Annotated in this window: 18 protein-coding genes; 12 read left to right on the top strand and 6 right to left on the bottom strand. The window is 66.6% G+C overall.

Annotation, left to right across the window (positions count from 1 at the left end; translation table 11 throughout):
* The 8 genes from N440_RS07895 (at position 1) to N440_RS07860 (ending at position 6,805) form a co-directional block, all read left to right on the top strand.
* Complete coding sequence (locus N440_RS07895) at positions 1-1,278, top strand: FAD-dependent oxidoreductase (RefSeq protein ID WP_133934644.1); 1,278 nt, start codon at positions 1-3, stop codon at positions 1,276-1,278.
* Positions 1,275-2,042 (top strand): DUF1365 domain-containing protein, encoded by a 768-nt coding sequence (locus N440_RS07890; protein WP_133934643.1) that lies wholly within the window; start codon positions 1,275-1,277, stop codon positions 2,040-2,042. Before N440_RS07895 ends, N440_RS07890 begins: the two co-directional genes overlap by 4 nt.
* Positions 2,039-3,298: a cyclopropane-fatty-acyl-phospholipid synthase family protein gene (locus N440_RS07885; protein WP_133934642.1), complete on the top strand. Its 1,260-nt coding sequence runs from the start codon at positions 2,039-2,041 to the stop codon at positions 3,296-3,298. Before N440_RS07890 ends, N440_RS07885 begins: the two co-directional genes overlap by 4 nt.
* Position 3,299: 1 nt before the next feature.
* Positions 3,300-3,848, top strand: coding sequence for a DUF2878 domain-containing protein (locus N440_RS07880; RefSeq protein ID WP_133935995.1), 549 nt, complete (start codon positions 3,300-3,302; stop codon positions 3,846-3,848).
* Entirely contained in the window at positions 3,845-4,630 is a 786-nt protein-coding gene (locus tag N440_RS07875; protein ID WP_133934641.1) for a DUF1295 domain-containing protein, read from the top strand. The genes N440_RS07880 and N440_RS07875 overlap by 4 nt, the downstream gene beginning before the upstream one ends.
* Positions 4,627-5,700, top strand: a complete 1,074-nt coding sequence (locus N440_RS07870) for a cyclopropane-fatty-acyl-phospholipid synthase family protein (RefSeq protein ID WP_133934640.1) — start codon at positions 4,627-4,629, stop codon at positions 5,698-5,700. Before N440_RS07875 ends, N440_RS07870 begins: the two co-directional genes overlap by 4 nt.
* Before the next feature lie 8 nt (positions 5,701-5,708).
* Entirely contained in the window at positions 5,709-6,242 is a 534-nt protein-coding gene (locus tag N440_RS07865; RefSeq protein ID WP_133934639.1) for a lipocalin family protein, read from the top strand.
* 125 nt (positions 6,243-6,367) lie between these two features.
* The gene (locus tag N440_RS07860) at positions 6,368-6,805 is read left to right on the top strand and encodes a response regulator (protein WP_133934638.1); all 438 of its coding nucleotides are present in this window, start codon (positions 6,368-6,370) and stop codon (positions 6,803-6,805) included.
* 35 nt (positions 6,806-6,840) lie between these two features.
* Here the strand turns inward: N440_RS07860 and N440_RS07855 are convergent, their stop codons facing one another.
* Positions 6,841-8,313 (bottom strand): serine hydrolase domain-containing protein, encoded by a 1,473-nt coding sequence (locus tag N440_RS07855; protein ID WP_166671542.1) that lies wholly within the window; start codon positions 8,311-8,313, stop codon positions 6,841-6,843.
* Between the two features lie 42 nt (positions 8,314-8,355).
* Between N440_RS07855 and N440_RS07850 the strand changes: the two genes are divergently transcribed.
* The 3 genes from N440_RS07850 (at position 8,356) to N440_RS07840 (ending at position 12,059) form a co-directional block, all read left to right on the top strand.
* Complete coding sequence (locus tag N440_RS07850; protein ID WP_133934636.1) at positions 8,356-8,952, top strand: helix-turn-helix domain-containing protein; 597 nt, start codon at positions 8,356-8,358, stop codon at positions 8,950-8,952.
* Between the two features lie 162 nt (positions 8,953-9,114).
* Positions 9,115-9,741: a response regulator transcription factor gene (locus N440_RS07845; protein WP_133934635.1), complete on the top strand. Its 627-nt coding sequence runs from the start codon at positions 9,115-9,117 to the stop codon at positions 9,739-9,741.
* Positions 9,738-12,059, top strand: a complete 2,322-nt coding sequence (locus N440_RS07840; protein ID WP_208322782.1) for an ATP-binding protein — start codon at positions 9,738-9,740, stop codon at positions 12,057-12,059. Before N440_RS07845 ends, N440_RS07840 begins: the two co-directional genes overlap by 4 nt.
* Here N440_RS07840 and N440_RS07835 read toward each other — a convergent pair whose 3' ends face one another.
* The 5 genes from N440_RS07835 to N440_RS07815 form a co-directional block, all read right to left on the bottom strand.
* Complete coding sequence (locus tag N440_RS07835; protein ID WP_049458102.1) at positions 12,060-12,815, bottom strand: SapC family protein; 756 nt, start codon at positions 12,813-12,815, stop codon at positions 12,060-12,062.
* Positions 12,816-12,925: 110 nt separating this feature from the next.
* Positions 12,926-13,198: a hypothetical protein gene (locus N440_RS07830; RefSeq protein ID WP_005409616.1), complete on the bottom strand. Its 273-nt coding sequence runs from the start codon at positions 13,196-13,198 to the stop codon at positions 12,926-12,928.
* A gap of 201 nt (positions 13,199-13,399) precedes the next feature.
* On the bottom strand, positions 13,400-15,436 hold the full coding sequence (gene fusA, locus N440_RS07825; protein ID WP_133934634.1) for an elongation factor G: 2,037 nt from the start codon (positions 15,434-15,436) through the stop codon (positions 13,400-13,402).
* Positions 15,437-15,837: 401 nt separating this feature from the next.
* The gene (locus N440_RS07820; protein ID WP_133934633.1) at positions 15,838-16,587 is read right to left on the bottom strand and encodes a hypothetical protein; all 750 of its coding nucleotides are present in this window, start codon (positions 16,585-16,587) and stop codon (positions 15,838-15,840) included.
* A 75-nt stretch (positions 16,588-16,662) separates the two neighbouring features.
* Entirely contained in the window at positions 16,663-17,199 is a 537-nt protein-coding gene (locus tag N440_RS07815; RefSeq protein ID WP_133934632.1) for a hypothetical protein, read from the bottom strand.
* Between the two features lie 234 nt (positions 17,200-17,433).
* Between N440_RS07815 and N440_RS07810 the strand changes: the two genes are divergently transcribed.
* A complete protein-coding gene (locus N440_RS07810; RefSeq protein ID WP_166671541.1) occupies positions 17,434-17,730 on the top strand; it encodes a CD225/dispanin family protein in 297 nt (98 codons plus the stop codon).
* Positions 17,731-17,734: the final 4 nt, after the last annotated feature.

Below are 17,734 nucleotides of genomic sequence, written 5' to 3'. Positions count from 1 at the left end.
ATGCGCATCGCGATCATCGGCTCCGGCATTGCGGGCCTGGCCAGCGCCTGGTGGCTGGACGGCGAACACGAGGTCACGCTGTTCGAGGCCAACGACTATCTGGGCGGCCACACCCACACCCACGACGTACAGGTGGATGGCCTGCAGATGGCGGTGGACACCGGCTTCATCGTCTTCAATCCGTTGCACTATCCGCTGCTGACGGCATTGTTCGACGAACTGGGCGTGGTGTCCCAACCGACGACGATGAGCTTCTCCCTGCACAGCGAGCGCAGCGGCGTGGAGTACAACGCCACCTCGCTGGACGGCCTCTTCTGCCAACGCCGCAACCTGCTGTCACCCCGGTTCTGGGGCATGCTGGCCGACCTGCGCCGGTTCTACCGGGACGCGCCCCTGCTGCTGGCCGAGGATGAAGGCCCCACCCTGGGCCAGTACCTGCATGCCCAGCGCTACGGCGAGGCATTCATCGAAGAGCATCTGCTGCCGATGGCATCGGCGCTGTGGTCCTCCCCTACCCGCTCGGTGATGGAGTTCCCGGCCCGTTACCTGGCCCTGTTCATGGCCAACCACCAGATGCTGCAGATGACCGGGCGCTCGCCCTGGCGCGTGGTGAGCGGCGGCTCGGCGCGCTATGTCGACGCGTTGCGCGCCCGCTGGCGCGTGCGTGAGCGGCTGCAGTGCCCGGTGCATTCGGTCGAGCGCATGCCGTGGGGTGCGCGCGTGCACAGTGCTGCCGGCGTGGAGGGTTTCGATGAGGTGATCCTGGCGTGTCACAGCGACCAGGCGCTGGCGCTGCTGGGTGACGCAGACCCTGTCGAACGCGAGGTGCTCGCTGCCATCCGCTACCAGCCCAACGAAGCGGTGCTGCACACTGACGCAACGCTGCTGCCACGCAACCGCAAGGCCTGGGCCGCATGGAACGCGCATGTGCCGCGTGACCCGTCTGCGCCCTGCACGGTCAGTTACTGCATGAACCTGCTGCAGGGCCTGCCCGGTGACACGCCGCTGGTGGTGACGCTCAACCGCAGCGAGGCGATCGACCCGGCCAAGGTCCTGCGCACGCTGCGCTACGCCCACCCGGTGCACGACCACGCAGCCGTCCGTGCCCAGCAGCGCTGGCCCGAGCTGCAGGGCCGTCGCCACACCTGGTTTGCGGGCGCGTACTGGGGCTGGGGCTTTCATGAGGATGGAATCCGCAGTGCGCGGCGCGTGGTCGATGCGCTGCGTGCCTGCGAGCCGCACCGGCTGCTGCCGGCGGCCGGCGAGGTCGCGGCATGAGCGCCAGCGCGCTATATTTCGGGCAGGTGATGCATCGGCGGCATCACCCGCACCCGCATGCGTTCCGTTACTCGATCGCACAGCTTCTGCTCGACCTGGACGAGCTCGATACGGTGTTCGCTGGCCGCTGGCTGTGGTCGATCAATCGGCGCAACCTGGCCGAATTCCGCCGCAGCGACTACTTCGGTGATTCCACGCGGCCCCTGGCCGATGCAGTACGCGACCACGCCGCGGCCACCCTCGGCTTCCGGCCTGCCGGCCCGGTGCGCCTTCTTACCCACCTGCGTTTCGCCGGGCACGTGTTCAATCCGGTCAGCTTCTATTACTGCTACCAGCCCGATGGCAGCACCCTGGACTGCATCGTGGCCGAGATCACCAACACCCCGTGGAAGGAACGGCATGCCTATGTGCTGCCGATCTCCACGGCCACCCATGAAGGCACCTCGCTGCGCTGGCAGTTCGACAAGCGCTTCCACGTCTCGCCCTTCATGCCGATGGACTGCCGCTATGACTGGCGCTTCAACGTGCCCGGCGATGACCTGCGCGTGCACATGCAGGTCTGGCGCGACGGTGTCCGCCAGTTCGATGCCACCCAGACCATGCAGCGCTGCGCACTGGACGGCCCCGGCCTGGCCCGGGTGCTTGCCTGCTATCCGCTGATGACGCTGCAGGTAGTGGGCGCGATCCACTGGCAGGCCTTGCGCCTGTGGCTGAAGCGCAACCCCGTCCACGACCACCCCAACCTTGCCGGGAAACCGCGATGAACTCGATGACTCCTTCGGTCGCGCTGCCGCGCCCTGGCGCACTGGATGCCTTCCTGCGCCGCCGCCTGCTGGCCCAGCTCGCCCCGCTGCACGAGGGCCGGCTGTGTGTGCGTGACGCGCTCGGCGAAGTCTGGCTTGGCGATGCCGGGGGCGAACTGCATGCCACCGTCACCATCGACGACCCGGCGTTCTATCGCAAGGTCGCCGCGCAAGGCAGCGTTGGCGCAGGTGAGAGCTACATCAATGGTGAATGGCGCTGCGACGATCTGGTCACGCTGATACGGCTGCTGGTACGCAATCGCGATCTTCTCGACAGCATGGAACACGGCCCGGCCCGCGTCGGCGGTTGGCTGCTGCGCGGCTGGAACCGCCTGCGCCGCAACAGCCGTGAAGGCAGCCGCCGCAACATCGCCGCGCACTACGATCTCGGCAACGACTTCTTCGCCCTGTTCCTGTCGCCGGACCTGATGTATTCGTCGGCGCTGTTCTCCGATGAAAGCGAATCGCTCGAATCGGCCTCGCGGCGCAAGCTGGACCGCATCTGCCAGCAGCTGCGGCTCAGCCCTGGCGATTGCGTGGTGGAGATCGGCACCGGCTGGGGCGGCTTCGCCGTGCATGCCGCTACGCACTATGGCTGCCACGTCACCACCACCACCATTTCCGCCGAACAGCATGCGCTGGCCGCCGCGCGCGTGCAGGCCGCCGGCCTGCAGGACCGGGTCACCCTGCTGATGCAGGACTACCGCGACCTGCAGGGCCAGTTCGACAAGCTGGTCTCGATCGAGATGATCGAAGCCATCGGCGCCGAGTACCTGGATACCTATATGGCCACGTTGCAGCGCCTGCTGAAGCCGGACGGCGTGGCCCTGCTGCAGGCGATCACCATCGAGGATCACCGCTACGAGCAGGCCCGGCGCAGCGTCGACTACATCAAGCGCTACGTCTTCCCGGGAAGTTTCATTCCATCGATCAACGCGATCATGGCGGCCAAGACCCGATCCAGCGACCTGCAGCTGACCGCCCAGCAGGACTTCGGGTACTCCTACGCGCTGACCCTGCGCGCCTGGCGCCAGCGCTTCCTGGCGCAGCTGCCGGCAGTGCACGCACAAGGCTTCGACGCGCGCTTCTGCCGGCTGTGGGAGTTCTACCTGGCGTACTGCGAGGGCGGCTTCCTCGAGCGCTCGATCGGTGTCTCGCACCTGCTGCTGGCGCGCCCCGGCCATCGGCCGATCCAGGATGCGGACGGTGGGCACTGAGATGCACCGCTTCTGGGCCAACCTGCTCGGCAACCAACTGGTCTGGCTGAGCGCCGTGGCCGGCGCCGGTCGCGGCTGGCAATGGCCCGCACTGCTGGCTGCGTCGCTGTACATCGGCAGCCAACTGCTCACGTCCCCACAGCCGAGGCTGGACCTCCGGCTGCTGGCATGGGCGCTGGCCTGTGCCTGGCTGGTCGACGCCAGCGCGGCGGCCAGCGGCACGGTGCGTTATGCCGCCGCCGCGTTCGGTTGGGCGCCGCCGCCGTGGATCATGGCGCTGTGGGCGGCGTTCGCGATGACGCTGACCACTTCGATGCGCTTCCTGCAGCGGCACGTCGCGCTGCCGATGCTGTTCGGCCTGCTGCTGGCGCCGCTGGCCTACCTCTCTGCTGCGCGCGGCTTCGACGCGGTGCAGTTCGCAGCGCCGGCATGGCACGGCCTGCTCGTGCTCGGCATTGGCTGGAGCATCGCGCTTTCCCTGCTGTGCAGCCGTGCCCGGCGCGGATCGCGCGGCGCGCCGCAGCCCCCCCTCGCTGGAGCGCCGTCATGATCGACCTGTTGTGGGTGCTGTTGTACGCCGTGCTGATAATGAGCTGGGGCTGGGCCTGGCAACGCCGCCACACAAACATCGGTGTAGTCGATGTGCTGTGGGCCAAGGGCGTCGGCGCATCTGCACTGTTGCTTGCGTTGCTCGGCGATGGCGCGCTGATGCCGCGGGTGGCGCTGGGCATGTTCGGCGGCCTGTGGGGCAGCCGCCTGGCACTGCATCTGTGGCACCGGGTCCGTCACGAGGCAGAGGACGGGCGCTATCGCTACCTGCGCGAGCACTGGCATGGCCACCAGGGAAAGATCTTCGGTTTCTTCATGGCCCAGGCCCTGCTGATCATCCTGTTCGCCCTGCCCTTCGTGGCGGTGGCGACCAACCCGCGGCCCGGGCTGTCGATCTGGATCGTGGCCGCTGCGGGGGCCTGGCTGCTCAGCGTGGGCGGTGAAGCGCTGGCCGACCGCCAGCTGGCCCGCTTCCGCGCCAACCCGGCCAACAAGGGCCGCACCTGCCGGGATGGCCTGTGGCGCTACTCACGGCACCCGAACTATTTCTTCGAATGGCTGCACTGGTTCACCTATGTGCTGTTGGCGGTCGGCTCGCCGCTGTGGTGGCTGGCCTGGGCCGGTCCGCTGCTGATGTATGTGTTCCTGTGCTACCTCAGCGGCATTCCGTTCACCGAAAAGCAGGCCCTGCGCAGTCGCGGCGATGACTACCGCGACTACCAGCGCACGACCCCGATGTTCTTCCCCTGGTTCCCACGCCCCTCCAAGGAGCACGCTGCATGAACGCGATCCCGTCACAGAACCCCACCGAAGCGGGTGAGAGCGGGCTGATCGCCTGGGCCGAGCGCGGCTGGGTTCCGGATGCAGCCTTGCGCGCTGGCATCCGGCGCCTGTGCGCGCAGCGCCTGCACGAGGAAGCCGAGGGCGGCATCGAGGGCCAGTCGGCCCGCTTCAACCGCCGCATCGCCGAACTGGCCGACAGCCCACTGGCGCTGCATACCGATGCCGCCAACCGCCAGCACTACGAGGTGCCCGCCGCCTTCTTCCAGGCTTGCCTGGGCAGGCAGCTGAAGTACAGCAGTTGCTACTACCCGACCGGCAACGAGACGCTGGACCAGGCCGAAGACGCGATGCTGGCCCTGTACGGTGAACGTGCCGGGCTGGCCGATGGCCAACACATCCTGGAGCTGGGTTGCGGCTGGGGCTCGCTGACCCTGTGGATGGCCGAGCGCTATCCGCTCGCCCGGATCACCGCCGTGTCCAACTCGAACAGCCAGCGCCAGCACATCCTGGCGCAGTGCGCGTCGCGAGGGCTGCATAACGTCGAGGTGCTCACCCGCGACGTCAACCAGCTGGAACTGCCACACGCGCAGTTCGACCGCTGCGTCTCGGTGGAGATGTTCGAGCACGTACGCAACTACCAGCGCCTGCTCGCGCGCATCGCGCAATGGCTGAAGCCGGACGGTGCACTGTTCGTGCATATCTTCGCGCATCGCACGCTGATGTATCCGTTCGAAACCGATGGCGGCGACAACTGGATGGGCCGGCATTTCTTCACCGGCGGGCTGATGCCGGCGGCCGATACCCTGCTGCATTTCCAGCACGACCTGCAGCTGGAGCAGCGTTGGCTGATCGATGGCACCCATTACCAGCGCACCGCCGATCATTGGCTGGCCAACCAGGATGCGGCCCGCGACCGCGTGATGCCGGTGCTCGTTGCTACCTACGGCGAAGCGGCCGCACGGATCTGGTGGCAGCGCTGGCGCATGTTCTGGATGGCCTGCGCCGAACTGTTCGGCTACGACGATGGCCAGCAGTGGCTGGTGGCCCATTACCTGTTCCGTCCCCGCTGAGGTGTCGCATGCGCATGTTCTCGTTGCTCCCCCTGCTGGCGGTCGGACTGTTCGGTAGCGGTTGCAGCTCCAATGACACACGCCCCCTGCCACGCCCGCCATCGGTGGACGTGCCGCGTTTCATGGGCGACTGGTACGTGATCGCCCACATTCCCTCGCGTCCCGAGCGCGAGGCGTTCGATGCGGTCGAGAGTTACGCACTGCGGCCCGATGGGCGCATCCAGACCACCTTCACCTATCGCAAGGGCAGCTTCGACGCGCCACAGAAATCGATGCATCCCATCGGCCGGGTCGAAAAGGAAGGCCACGGCGCGGTGTGGGGCATGCAGTTCATCTGGCCGATCCAGGCCGAGTACATCATCGCCTGGCTGGCTGATGACTATGACCAGACCATCGTGGCGCGCAGCAAGCGCGACTATGTGTGGTACATGGCACGCACGCCGCAGGTGTCGGACAGCGACTACCAGCAGGCGGTGCAGCGCATTGCCGCGATGGGGTATGACACCCGGAAGCTGCGACGGGTGCCGCAGTCGGTGCGATGACTTCCTGCTACGGCGCTGCGCGGCCGCTCGACCAGCACTTCGCACCGGGCTGACACCGCGCATCCACGGTGTTGATGCGGCAGACCTCACACTGCGGTTCCCCACGTGAAACAGGCACCACCGGCATGCATCCCGAATCCCGCCCACACACCTGCAACCTGTTGCTGGTGGAGGACCAGTTCGACCTGGCCACACTGATGGAGCAGGCGCTGCAGCAACAGGGCGACCAGGTCACGCATGCCTACAGCGTGTTCGATGCACTGGAGCTGCTCGACGCCCGGCAGTTCGACGGCGCCGTGCTGGATGTCGAACTGCGCGACGGCGTGGTGTTTCCCGTCGCCGATCGGTTGGCCGAGCTTGGCGTGCCCTATCTGTTCGTGTCGGCGGTCTATGACCAGCTGGTGCCGGCACGGCATCGCGGCGCCCCGTTCGTCGCCAAGCCGTTCCATCTCGAAAAGCTGCAGCGGGCCGTGCAGCACGCCATCAGCGGTGGCCGCGCTACTGCATCGCCGGGAGCGGACGACAGTCCTCGCAATCAGACGCACACGCGCAAGACCTGCTGATCGACGGGCCGCCCCATCCGGCCCACCCACAGCACTCAATCCAGCGCGAACCCTGCAACCCTGCCTTCTTCGTCGGGGCGGATCATGTAAGGCATGAAGACGCCGGGGCCGAACGTCGCCACGTAGCGGTACATCGTGCCCTTCTCGCTGGCCTGGCTGCCCTTGAAGACCAGGGCGTCCGGCTTGCCATAGGGCCCAATCGCCTTCGCCAGCCCACCACCCAGCCCCGCCTCCAGCCTTGCACGCAGGTTCGCGCTGAAATCCGCATAGCCATGCCCGGCCTGCAACTGTTCAAACGTGGCCCGTGCCCGTGCCGTCACGGTGGCCTCTTCGCCAGGCGCAGGCTGGCTCCACGCAGCGACGATGGCGGGATGAAGCGCACTGAAGACCGCATTGGTCAGCGTGATGCCGGCCTCCGGCGTTTTGTCTCCCAGATTGGTGAAGGCAATGATGCGCAGCCCAAGTTCGGGGAAGTACTCGTCGGCGGTGGTGAACCCCTGCGAGCCGCCGGTATGGCCGATCCTGGCCTGGCCGTAGACCGCATTGATGAACAACCCGAGCCCATAGTCGGCGCTACCGCCCTCAGCGGTGTGAACCGGCGTGATCATTTCGCGGTAGCCGGCCTGGCTGACCACCCGCCCCCCGCTCAGGCCACGATCCCAGCGCGCCAGATCGTCCAGCGTACTGACCAGAAAGCCCGCAGCACCACTCCAGTCCGGGTGGAAATAGGGTGATCGGCGCAGGACGCCCGCCTCGTGCCGATACCCCACCGCCATGCCCTGCAGTCGCTCCGTATCGGCGTGGGTGAAGGTGTGCCGCATGTCCAGTGGCTCCAGCAGATGCTGGCGCACATAGTCGACGTAGCGTTCGCCCGATACCACCTCGATCACCCGGCCGAGCAGGATGTACCCGGTATTGGAGTACGACCAGCGGCTGCCCGGTGCGAAATCGAGAGGACGATCGCGGACGCGCGCGATCAGCCGATCAAATGCAATGGGCTGCGTCACCAGGGCATCGACCTCCTGTTCGGGCCCATCGAAATAATCGTGCAGCCCGCTGGTGTGGGACAGCAGCTGGCGCAGGGTCACCTCGTGCGCATGCGGGGCGTCCGGCAGATACCTCGCAAGCGGATCGTCCAGCGTCAGCTTGCCGGCCTCCTGCAGCTGCACGATCGCAGCGGCGGTGAACTGCTTGGTGATCGAGCCGATCTCGAAGGGTGTGTCGGTACGCACCGCCAGGCCCCGCGCCCTGTCGCGCTGGCCATAGGCCTTGGCGTGGATCAGGCGCCCGTCCTGGAGGACCATCACCGCCGCACCGGGAACATTGAAGCGACGCATGACCTGGCCGACGCCACGGTCGATGCCTTGGATCACGGCCGCATCCAGTGCGCCGTTCGCGTTGCCTGAGGCATCGCCGCCTGCCACTTCCGTGGCAACAGCGGGCGCGACGCTGCCCGCCACCGCCAGCAACAGACTCCCCAGGGCAATCCAGATACGTGCCGTGCGCATTCCCGAGCCCATATAATTCAAATTTGAACTATAGTTTGAATTATGAACTCCCCCGCCGCAAGCCGCGCCACCCCGGCAGCACTCACGCTGACACCCGCCCAGCTTGCCGCGATGGCCTCGCCCGCACGCATGGCGATACTGCAGCGCCTGGACGCCGAGGGTCCGGCCAGCATCCGCGAACTGGCCGAGCGACTGGGCCGCCCCGCCACAGCGCTCTACCACCACCTGGCGCACCTGCAGAAGCACGGCCTGGTACGCATCACCGAACACCGCAACACCGGCCGCCGGCCCGAAGCCGTCTACGCGGCGACCTCGGCACGGCTGTCCTCCCGCGACGCGGTGCGTACCCCGGCCGGCCGGCGGAGCCTCGTCCGCGTGGCCACGCGCGTGGTCGCCGCCACCCTGCGCGCGTTCGCCTCGGCCGCCACCCACGCCGCCGCCCGCTTTGAAGGACCGCAGCGCAACTGCGCGGTCCGCCACCTGTCCTTCCGCGCCGACCACGAGCGCCTCGCCCGCATCAATGCATTGATCGAAGCGCTTGAGACCACCGCGCTCGACGCTGGCCCGCAGGGCGATACCGTGCTGCTGACCGTGCTGATGGCGCCCGCCGCACACACGCCGCGCAGCGCATCGACCTGACCGCCCCGTCCATCGCCCCCATCAATGAACATTGCCGACTTCAATATTCATTGACGATCGATACTTAGGAATAATCGCAAAAATACAACAAACTCGATGTGCGGCATGGCAACAGCGCCAGAATGGTCGCCACGCCCGCGGGCGCTGACCACCTGTGTGCGCATGAATGGATATCCTGCACCGCGCCGGCTGCGACTGGCACTCCTGGACGATCACGAAGTCGTCCGACGCGGGACCGCACTGCATCTGTCCCGGGACATCCGTTTCAGGATCGTCGCCAGCCACGGGCACAGCGATGCGTTCATCCAGGATCTGCAAAGAACACCGGTGGATGTGGCCATCATCGACCTGACGCTGGCGCGCGGGGATCGCGAGTGCATGGAGCTGGTGGGGCTGCTGCGCGCGGCATTCCCAGCCGTCCCCCTGCTCGCCTTCGCCACCCTGTCACCCAGCATCCACATCGGCCCGCTGATCGACGCCGGGGTCAGGGGCGTGGTCAGCAAGGCCGAGCCGCTACCACTGCTTTCCGAAGCGATCGTGCGCGTGTCGCTGGGGCTGGACCGCCTGCCCCCCGACTGCCGGAATCCGGCGGACAGCGAAGACCTCAGCCGCAACGAACGTGAAGTGCTTCACCTGCTGCTGGCCGGCCTCACCGTCTCGGAGATCGCCCAGCAGCGCCATCGCAGCATCAAGACGGTCAGCACGCAGAAGAAGGCCGCGCTGCGCAAGCTGGGCCTGCGCAACGATGCGGAGATCTATGCCATGCGGCAGCAGCTGGAGTCACTGTGAGTCGGCGCCAACGCCCGCGCCTGCTCCCTACCCTACTGCTGGTCCTGCTGCTGTTGCCGATGGTGTCGGCCGGGGACCCGCCGTCGCCGCCCTGGGCGGCGGGACGCGAAGTCCGCGTGGCGACAGCACCCTCGCTGCGCCCCTTGCCACCGGCATTGGCTGATACAGCGCCGCTGCCCACCCTCGCCCACGGCTACGCCACGCTGGTGGCACGCCACTCCCAGTTGCGCTTCACGGAACATCCCTACCCCAGCACTGATGCATCGGTGGCGGCGGTATGCCAGGGACAGGCCGACTTGGTGCTGGTCATCGGTGCAGTGCGGCCGCTGCACCAACCCTGCGCCGGCCTTGTAGCCTCGCCCCCCTTCCACGGCGGCAAGACCGTCCTGGCCGGCCGCAGCGGCGGGCGCCTGCCGCACGATGTCGCGCAACTGGACGGACGGACACTGGCCGTCGTCAATGGCGGGCCGTATGCCGAATGGCTGCAGGTGCATCACCCCGAGCTCCATCTGCTGCACCTGCCTGACCGGCACGCAACACTGGTGGCTGTCGAGACCGGCGTCGCTGATGTTGCGATTGGCCTTGAATCGACGCTGCAGCCGATGATCCGGCGCCACTTCGGCGGCACGCTGCAGCTGCAGCCCTTCGAGAGCGCATTCTCCACCGACCTGTACCTGATCGTGCGCGGCATTGACCGCCAACTGCTGGCGCGCATCGACCAGGCACTGCACGACATCACGCTGGAAGAGCATGCCGGCCTGCTGCAACTCTGGGCCCGCCAGGCACTACCCGCCTCGATCCAGCGCATGTTCGACCAGATGCGCATGCCGCCGCCGCACTGGCTTCTGGCCCTGACCGCGGTGCTGGCCGGTCTGCCGATCCTGTGGCATGTCGCGGCCCGTCGCACAAGGCGTGAGCGCCGCCGTGATGCCCGCGCGGCAGGCATGGTCAGCCACGAGATGCGCAATTCGGCACAGGCGATGCTGATGTCGATCGATCTGCTGGGCCGATCGCCCCTGGCCAACGGTCAGCGCGAGCTGCTTGCGGCCGCGGCGGCCGCCGGGCGCTCACTGCGCAGCCTGCTGAACCGATCACTGGATTTCTCGCGCCTGGCCGGTGGCGGCTTCAGGCCGCGCGCAGGTGCCTGCAATGTGGCCTCGCTTTGCAGGCAGTCGCTGGACGCGATCCGGCCCCAGGCCCGGCTGAAGGGCTTGCAGCTTCGATTCGACTGCAACCCCGATCCTGTGCCGGTTGTCGCACTGGATGCAGAAGCGCTTCGTCAGATTGTCGACAACCTGCTAGGCAACGCAGTGAAGTTCACCGATGTCGGCGGCATCGATCTGCGCGTGCAGCTGGCGCCACCGATCGAACCCCGGGCGCTGGTGCTGGATGTGATCGACAGCGGCATTGGCATTGACGCCAGGCACATCGGGCACTTGTTCCGTGCCTTCCAGCAGGGCGAAGGCGGCCAGATGCGCGGAGGCAGCGGCCTCGGCCTCTCCATCGCCCGCGAACTGGCCCGCGCCATGCGCGGCGACCTCACTGTGCACAGCGTCGTGGGGCGCGGCAGCCGCTTCACCCTGTGCCTGCCGGTACAGCCCGCCGGCAGCGATGTCCTGGCCCCGGATGAACCTGCCTTCGGCCGCCCGCTTGCCGGCCTCGACCTGCTGCTGGTGGAGGATCATCCGTTGAACCGACAGATCATCGCCGAGCAGCTGCGACGACTCGGCGCGAACGTGCATGCCGTTGCCGGCGCTGCGGACGCCCTGGCCGAGCAGAGCCAGGCCCCGCGCCCGGTCGTGCTGCTGGATATCGGCCTGCAGGGCATGGATGGCTACACACTGGCGCGGCAACTGCGCGGCCAGGCCCGTGGGCCGCTGCGGCTGGTGGCGCTGTCCGCCCGCACCGGGCGCAGGCACGTGGCGCGCTCACGCAAGGCCGGATTCGACGCGATGCTGACCAAGCCGCTGCAGGTCACACCATTGCTGCAGGCGTTGCAGCTGACGCCCATCACTGGTGACGAACCGCCCAACCCCGTTGCGGCGCTGGGCCCCGTGCATCTGGCCGACATCCACGGCGAGCTGACAGGTATCGAGCGGGCGCTCGCGGATCACGATGCAAGGGCGATGCGCCATCATGCGCACCGCCTGCAGGGAACACTGCAGATCTGCGGCGCCGCCGACCAGGCCGAGATCGCGGCCGATCTGTGGGAACTCGGCCATGACACCGCGCCCGACTGGATCGATGCGCGGCGACTGCTGCGGTTACTGTGGCACTGGCATGGCTCCCGCACTGCGGAAACCATGCCTGCCAACTGATCAGGCGGCCAGGCGCTCGACCTGGCGACGGGTCAGGTCATTGAAGCGACCCAGCGACATCAGGTGCTGGTGGATCAGCGCCAGCCAGCCGCTGCGATGCCACTCCACCACGGTCGCTTCCGGCAGTGCAACGAACTTCTCGACGTCGACCACCTGGAAGCCATTGAGGTTGAACTCGCGGCCATCCGGGGTACGCACGGTGGCGTTGCGCTCGACCAGCAGGCCGTTGTCGATCAGGGCCTTGGAGAAGGCCTGGGTCTGCTCGTGCTCACGGGTGAACTGGCCACAGAACTCCAGCGCCTGCTGCACCATGTCGGTGGCCTTGCCGTCGACGAACAGCGGCTGGCCTTCGTCACCGCCCTTGACCACGCGCGGGCTCTCTTCATCGATGCCCAGCAGGAAGTCGTTGTCGGCGCCGGTGTCGATGAAGATGAAGGGGTGGCGACGCAGGTAGGCCGGGACGTAGGCCTCGTCTTCCCACAGGCCGTCCTTGATGAACAGGTTCTCTTCCGACACGCCGACGGCGGCCATCGGCACCGCGGTCGGGCCGGCGAACAGGATCGGGAAGTGGTGCAGCGCCAGCGAGAACTCGCCCAGCACCAGCGGAATGGCGTTGTTGCCGGCGGCGAACTCGAGCTTGCCCGGCAGGACGCGCAGATCGGCGTGCACATCGGCCTGCAGCGGCACCGGACGGGTGTAGAACAGGGGAGCGCCGCTCGGCGCTGCTTCGGTGGTGGTGTCGCTGGTGGTGGTCATCTTGGGAACCGTTCGATCATGCGCGCCTGCCATCCCGGGCGCGCCAGCGGGAACAACCTGAATCCCGCATTATCAACAAGCTCGATGACAAGGGCCACCCCGGCGAGGGCCTATTTCAGCTGCAGGGGGTATCGCTGCCACAGCACGTGGACGAGAAAACCGGCCAGCTCGGTATCACGGGCGCTCACCGCAGCGCGGATCTTGTCCAGCAGCACCATGTCCGAACAGGAGCGCACATCGGCGTGATTGGCCTGCCCTGCCCTGCGCGCACGGTAGCGCGCAGCCCGCTGTGCATCACTCATTGCGTACCCGAACTTGGGCGGACGACCGCGCTTGCGCGGCAGGGTCAGCTCCAGGGTTCCGGGGTCTTTGTCATCACGCATGGGCGGGGTGCGGGCGGCGGCGAGCAACGGGGGGTGCGCAATTTATCGTGAGGCATCACTTTAATCCAGCTTTTTCTGCAGTTTTGTTGCATTGCAGTGCAAATGCATCACGCCTCCCACAGCAGAATCAGGCCACGCGTGGATGCCTCAGCAAAGCCTGCGCAAAAAAGGGAGCCCGCGAACGGGCTCCCTTCACCTTCCTCATGCCGCGCGTACAGGCTCGTAACCGTGCAGATGCGCCTCGCTGCTGGCCCGCCCCTGGCTGAGCGAACGCAGCGAGGTGGTGTAGCCCACCAGCTGTGCCAGCGGCGCAAAACCGTTGACCTCGGCGCGACCGTCCTGGTCCTCGATGCGGGCGATGCGGCCGTGACGGCGGTTGAGGTCGCCGACCACGTCGCCCACCGACGCCGAGGGCGAGTGCACCGTCACCGCCATCACCGGCTCCAGCAGCTGCGTGCCGCCTTCGGCCAGCGCCGCCTTGATCGCCTCGGCGCCGGCGCGATGGAATGCCATCTCCGAAGAGTCCTTGGCATGGGTCTGGCCATCGACCAGGCTGACCTCGATACCGACCACCGGATGACCTTGCGGGCCTTCCGACAGTGCAGCACGCACGCCCTTCTCCACCGCCGCGATGAAGCTGCGCGGCACCACGCCACCGACGATGCGATCGTTGAACACGACCTCACCGTCCTCGCGCGGCGCCACGTCCAGCACCACGTGCGCGAACTGACCCTGGCCGCCGGTCTGCTTGACCAGCCGCCCTACCACGCCGGCCATCGCACGCAGCGGCGTCTCCTGGTAGGCCACGCGCGGCGCACCCACGCCCACCTCGACCTTCCATTCGCTGCGCAGCCGCTCGACCATCACCTCCAGGTGCAGCTCGCCCATGCCCCAGACCAGGGTTTCCGCCGTATCGCGATCGGTTTCGACGCGGAACGACGGGTCCTCCTGGGCCAGGCTGGCCAGCCCTTGCGCCATCCGGATCAGATCGGCGGCACGTGCCGGCTCCAACCGCCATGCCAGCACCGGTGCCTGTGCCTGGATGTTCTCCAGGCGCAGCGACCGCGCACGGCCGCTCAGCGTTTCACCGCTGACCGCATCCTTCCAGCCCAGCACCGCGACGATGTCACCGGCCACGGCCTGTTCGATGTCGTGGGTCTGGTCGGCCTGCACCCGCACCAGGCGGCTCACACGCCGTCCCTGCGGATGCTGCGAACTGGCCACCGCATCACCGACCTTCAAGGTGCCCGAGTACAGCCGCACGAAACTCAACGCACCGTGCTGCTGGTGGGTGATCTTGAACAGCAGGCCGGCCAACGGACCGTCCGGATCCGGCGGCAACACCGCCTCGCCGTCCTCGCTTTCAGCGACCACGGGCGGGCGATCCAGCGGCGATGGCAGGTAATCGACCACCGCATCCAGCAGCGTTTCAATGCCCTTGTCCTTGAACGCCGCGCCGGCCAGTACCGGCACTCCGGCACCGGCCAACGTTGCGCGCCGGATGGCTGCACGCAGCTGTTCCGCATCGATCACACGGCCTTCCAGCCAGGCATCAGCCAGCAACTCGTCGTGATCGGCTACGGCCTCGACCAGCGCATCGCGCTGCGCCTGCCACCGCATGCGCGCTGCGTCGTCCCACGCGGTAATCGTCGCTGCAGCGCCGTCGTGCCACTGCAGCACACGCTCATCGACCAGATCGACCCAGCCGTTGAAGTCGCTCTCGCTGCCCAGCGGCATGCCCAGCGCCCACGGCCGCGCGCGCAGCTTGTCCTGCAGCTGCTCCAGCACACGCTCGAAGGAGGCACCGACGCGATCCATCTTGTTGACGAACGCGATCAGCGGCACGCGGTGGCGGCGCGCCTGGCGCCACACGGTCTCGGACTGCGGCTGCACGCCATCCACCGCCGAGAACACGGCCACGGCACCGTCGAGCACGCGCAGCGAACGCTCGACTTCAATGGCGAAGTCGATGTGGCCAGGGGTGTCGATCAGGGTCAGCCGATGCGGCGGCAGGTCGCGCGGCGCCCATTGCGCCTGCACGGCGGCGGCGCCGATGGTGATGCCACGTTCGCGTTCGATCGCCGAGAAATCGGTGGTCGCATTGCCGTCGTGCACTTCGCCGACGCGATGGATCTCGCCGCTCTTCCACAGCAGGCGTTCGGTCAGCGTGGTCTTGCCGGCGTCGATGTGGGCAATGATGCCGAGGTTGCGGCGACGGGAAAGGGTCTGGGTGTTCATGAATAGGTTCCTGCAAAGCCAACTTCGGGGGCCGCGCACCCCGGTTGGCGACAGGGCGCGCGGCTAGCGTTCGGTCTCGGCGATCTGGTGCATGGCACGTTCTCCTTGCGGTACATCGGGTTACGGGGAATGGAACTGGGGAAACGAAAAGAGCGCCCCGAAGGGCGCTCTGTCGAAGGTCCAGCGATGGCCGTCTCAACGGCCTCGTGGGGCTCCAGGCAGACACGCCCGTTCCGCGCTTGCGCGGGTCAGGGTGAAAAACTTCAGGAGCGGCATCCGGTTCATGGGGCGCATTCTAGACCTGCCGATCTGGCGCGCAAGTGAATATTGCGCACGTTAATGGAACGATGCGCACCACTGCAGACCCACCCCAGGGGTGGCTGCAATCGGTCCCTGGCGCCTTACTTGCACCCATGCAGCGTGCGGGCCTCCGCCACGGTCGCAGCACGGTCATCCCCCATCGAGACCCATCCTTTCAGCGACATCGCCGGATCCACCTGTGCCTGGCGCGGGCCGCCATGGATCACCACCTCGGTCCAGCTGCCGACCGGCACCAGCTCGGACAGTCTCGCCGCCTGGTCATCTTCGGTGCTGAACATGGCATCCGGCGACGCGGGCTTGGCATTATTCACGGTCTCGGTCTTGCGCGCCCATACCCGCAGCGCACCATCCGGCAGGCGCTGAGTGATGACGTCATGGCGCTCCACACCGTAGGCCCACGTGTTCTCGCCAACACCACGGGTTTCGCTGCCGTCGTCCGCGACCGCCACCACCTCGCCTGCCGGTCCGATCACTCCTGCCACCGCACCCAATCCCGACATCAGTGCCTGGTAGACGATCATCTGCCGCTGCTCAGTGGTCAATGAACCGACATCCGCCTTGCCCGCAGACAACTTCAGATAGGCCGCTTCCTTGCACAACACCAGTACCTGCTGGTCATCCCACCTCACCGACATTTCCTCGTTGGCGAAGTACTGCGTCTTCAACGACGTAACGGTGCCATCCTTACCCTCTGAATGCCGCGTCTCGATCAACGAGGCGTTCTCGGCTGCATCGGTCAGCGAAACCGGAGAGGTGGCAGCCGCATGGGCGGCGCATACAGAAGCGAGCAGGGCGGCAAGCAGCACGCCGCGCGGAGCGGTACGGAACATGGGGTCAGTCCATTGAGGGATTCGAGCACGCCATGATATGCCAACCAGACTCGACAGCCCCATTCCAACCCCGGATCAGCTCATCTCGCCATAGGTACAGCCTACCGTCACCCACCCCGGCGAAAAGGAAAGATCAACAATCAACCGTATGTGTCGATTGTCCGGAAGCGTTCTGTAGAGATTGAGGCCTTTCCAGCCATGTTCTCTTTCCATGGCCTCGGCATTCCAGCGCGATGACATGCCTCCAATCCGCTTGGCAATGGACATCCCCCGTGCCATCTCCTCGCCAATCGGGACCGGTATGGCAAGAAGCATTTCCTGGCGACCCGACACATGCACAAGCGACGACGACTCTCCCCACGCCGTAATGGACGTCCGGGTTTTCCAGAGCATCAGTGCCGCACCAACGCCCGCATCGCTCTGGGTGAAATCGGCGAGGTCGCCCGCTGCGATCCGGTCAGTGAAAGCGTCCAGCTCCCGGTGAGTCAGCTGACACTGCAACAAGCGGGAAAGAATCGATGACGTGTCCTGTTGCGCGTGGGCTGAGAATGAGAGGCCGACAGCCACACAGAACGCACCCAGCCGCATACCCCACAACCTGTCCATCACCATGCCCACGTTGAACACCTTCTACGAATTCTCGATGAAGGCCCATCAATGCGGCAGCGCATTCAAGAAGTAAAGTCGGCGCACCGGCTTCCACCGCCTCCTCGTTGGGCGACGTGCATCCTGCCGTTGCAGCAACTGCTGACGGGAAGCCACATGCGTCACAGGCGACGTGGAGATGACGCGTGATCGTACGATTTCGTATTTCTTGTATACCGCCAATGACAGCGGCAAGTGAACATGCGCCGACCCTATCCCGAGGCGGCACACATGAGCAAACCGGCAGAAAAGTTCCCCAATGACCCTTCGCGGCTTGCATGGGCGTCACTTCTGATGGGCAACTGGCTGATTGCAATCGTTGCCATCGTGTACGCAAACAAAGCCGCGTCACTTCATCTCGCGGGCCGGGCAGAACTCAGCCTGGCCGCCGCACGCAGATCCCGGGCCTGGGCTTATGCATCATTTGCCCTGCTGTGGATTCCGTTCGCCATAATAGTTGCCGCCGGCATGTACCTGCGTCTCACGGGATCGCGGTAGCCCC

It is taken from the genome of Stenotrophomonas sp. CC22-02, from assembly GCF_004365115.1.
Lineage (GTDB): Bacteria > Pseudomonadota > Gammaproteobacteria > Xanthomonadales > Xanthomonadaceae > Stenotrophomonas > Stenotrophomonas forensis.
The sequence above is the reverse complement of the archived record's forward strand: the minus strand, read 5'-3'. Positions and strand labels throughout refer to the sequence as shown.

What these genes read in the sequence shown, in the direction of transcription:
- N440_RS07895 (WP_133934644.1), top strand. Translation starts at nt 1, where the DNA reads ATGCGCATCGCGATCATCGGCTCCGGCATTGCGGGCCTGGCCAGCGCC.
- N440_RS07890 (WP_133934643.1), top strand. Translation starts at nt 1,275, where the DNA reads ATGAGCGCCAGCGCGCTATATTTCGGGCAGGTGATGCATCGGCGGCAT.
- N440_RS07885 (WP_133934642.1), top strand. Translation starts at nt 2,039, where the DNA reads ATGAACTCGATGACTCCTTCGGTCGCGCTGCCGCGCCCTGGCGCACTG.
- N440_RS07880 (WP_133935995.1), top strand. Translation starts at nt 3,300, where the DNA reads ATGCACCGCTTCTGGGCCAACCTGCTCGGCAACCAACTGGTCTGGCTG.
- N440_RS07875 (WP_133934641.1), top strand. Translation starts at nt 3,845, where the DNA reads ATGATCGACCTGTTGTGGGTGCTGTTGTACGCCGTGCTGATAATGAGC.
- N440_RS07870 (WP_133934640.1), top strand. Translation starts at nt 4,627, where the DNA reads ATGAACGCGATCCCGTCACAGAACCCCACCGAAGCGGGTGAGAGCGGG.
- N440_RS07865 (WP_133934639.1), top strand. Translation starts at nt 5,709, where the DNA reads ATGCGCATGTTCTCGTTGCTCCCCCTGCTGGCGGTCGGACTGTTCGGT.
- N440_RS07860 (WP_133934638.1), top strand. Translation starts at nt 6,368, where the DNA reads ATGCATCCCGAATCCCGCCCACACACCTGCAACCTGTTGCTGGTGGAG.
- N440_RS07855 (WP_166671542.1), bottom strand. Translation starts at nt 8,313, where the DNA reads ATGCGCACGGCACGTATCTGGATTGCCCTGGGGAGTCTGTTGCTGGCG.
- N440_RS07850 (WP_133934636.1), top strand. Translation starts at nt 8,356, where the DNA reads ATGAACTCCCCCGCCGCAAGCCGCGCCACCCCGGCAGCACTCACGCTG.
- N440_RS07845 (WP_133934635.1), top strand. Translation starts at nt 9,115, where the DNA reads ATGAATGGATATCCTGCACCGCGCCGGCTGCGACTGGCACTCCTGGAC.
- N440_RS07835 (WP_049458102.1), bottom strand. Translation starts at nt 12,815, where the DNA reads ATGACCACCACCAGCGACACCACCACCGAAGCAGCGCCGAGCGGCGCT.
- N440_RS07830 (WP_005409616.1), bottom strand. Translation starts at nt 13,198, where the DNA reads ATGCGTGATGACAAAGACCCCGGAACCCTGGAGCTGACCCTGCCGCGC.
- fusA (WP_133934634.1), bottom strand. Translation starts at nt 15,436, where the DNA reads ATGAACACCCAGACCCTTTCCCGTCGCCGCAACCTCGGCATCATTGCC.
- N440_RS07820 (WP_133934633.1), bottom strand. Translation starts at nt 16,587, where the DNA reads ATGTTCCGTACCGCTCCGCGCGGCGTGCTGCTTGCCGCCCTGCTCGCT.
- N440_RS07815 (WP_133934632.1), bottom strand. Translation starts at nt 17,199, where the DNA reads ATGGTGATGGACAGGTTGTGGGGTATGCGGCTGGGTGCGTTCTGTGTG.
- N440_RS07810 (WP_166671541.1), top strand. Translation starts at nt 17,434, where the DNA reads ATGCGCCGACCCTATCCCGAGGCGGCACACATGAGCAAACCGGCAGAA.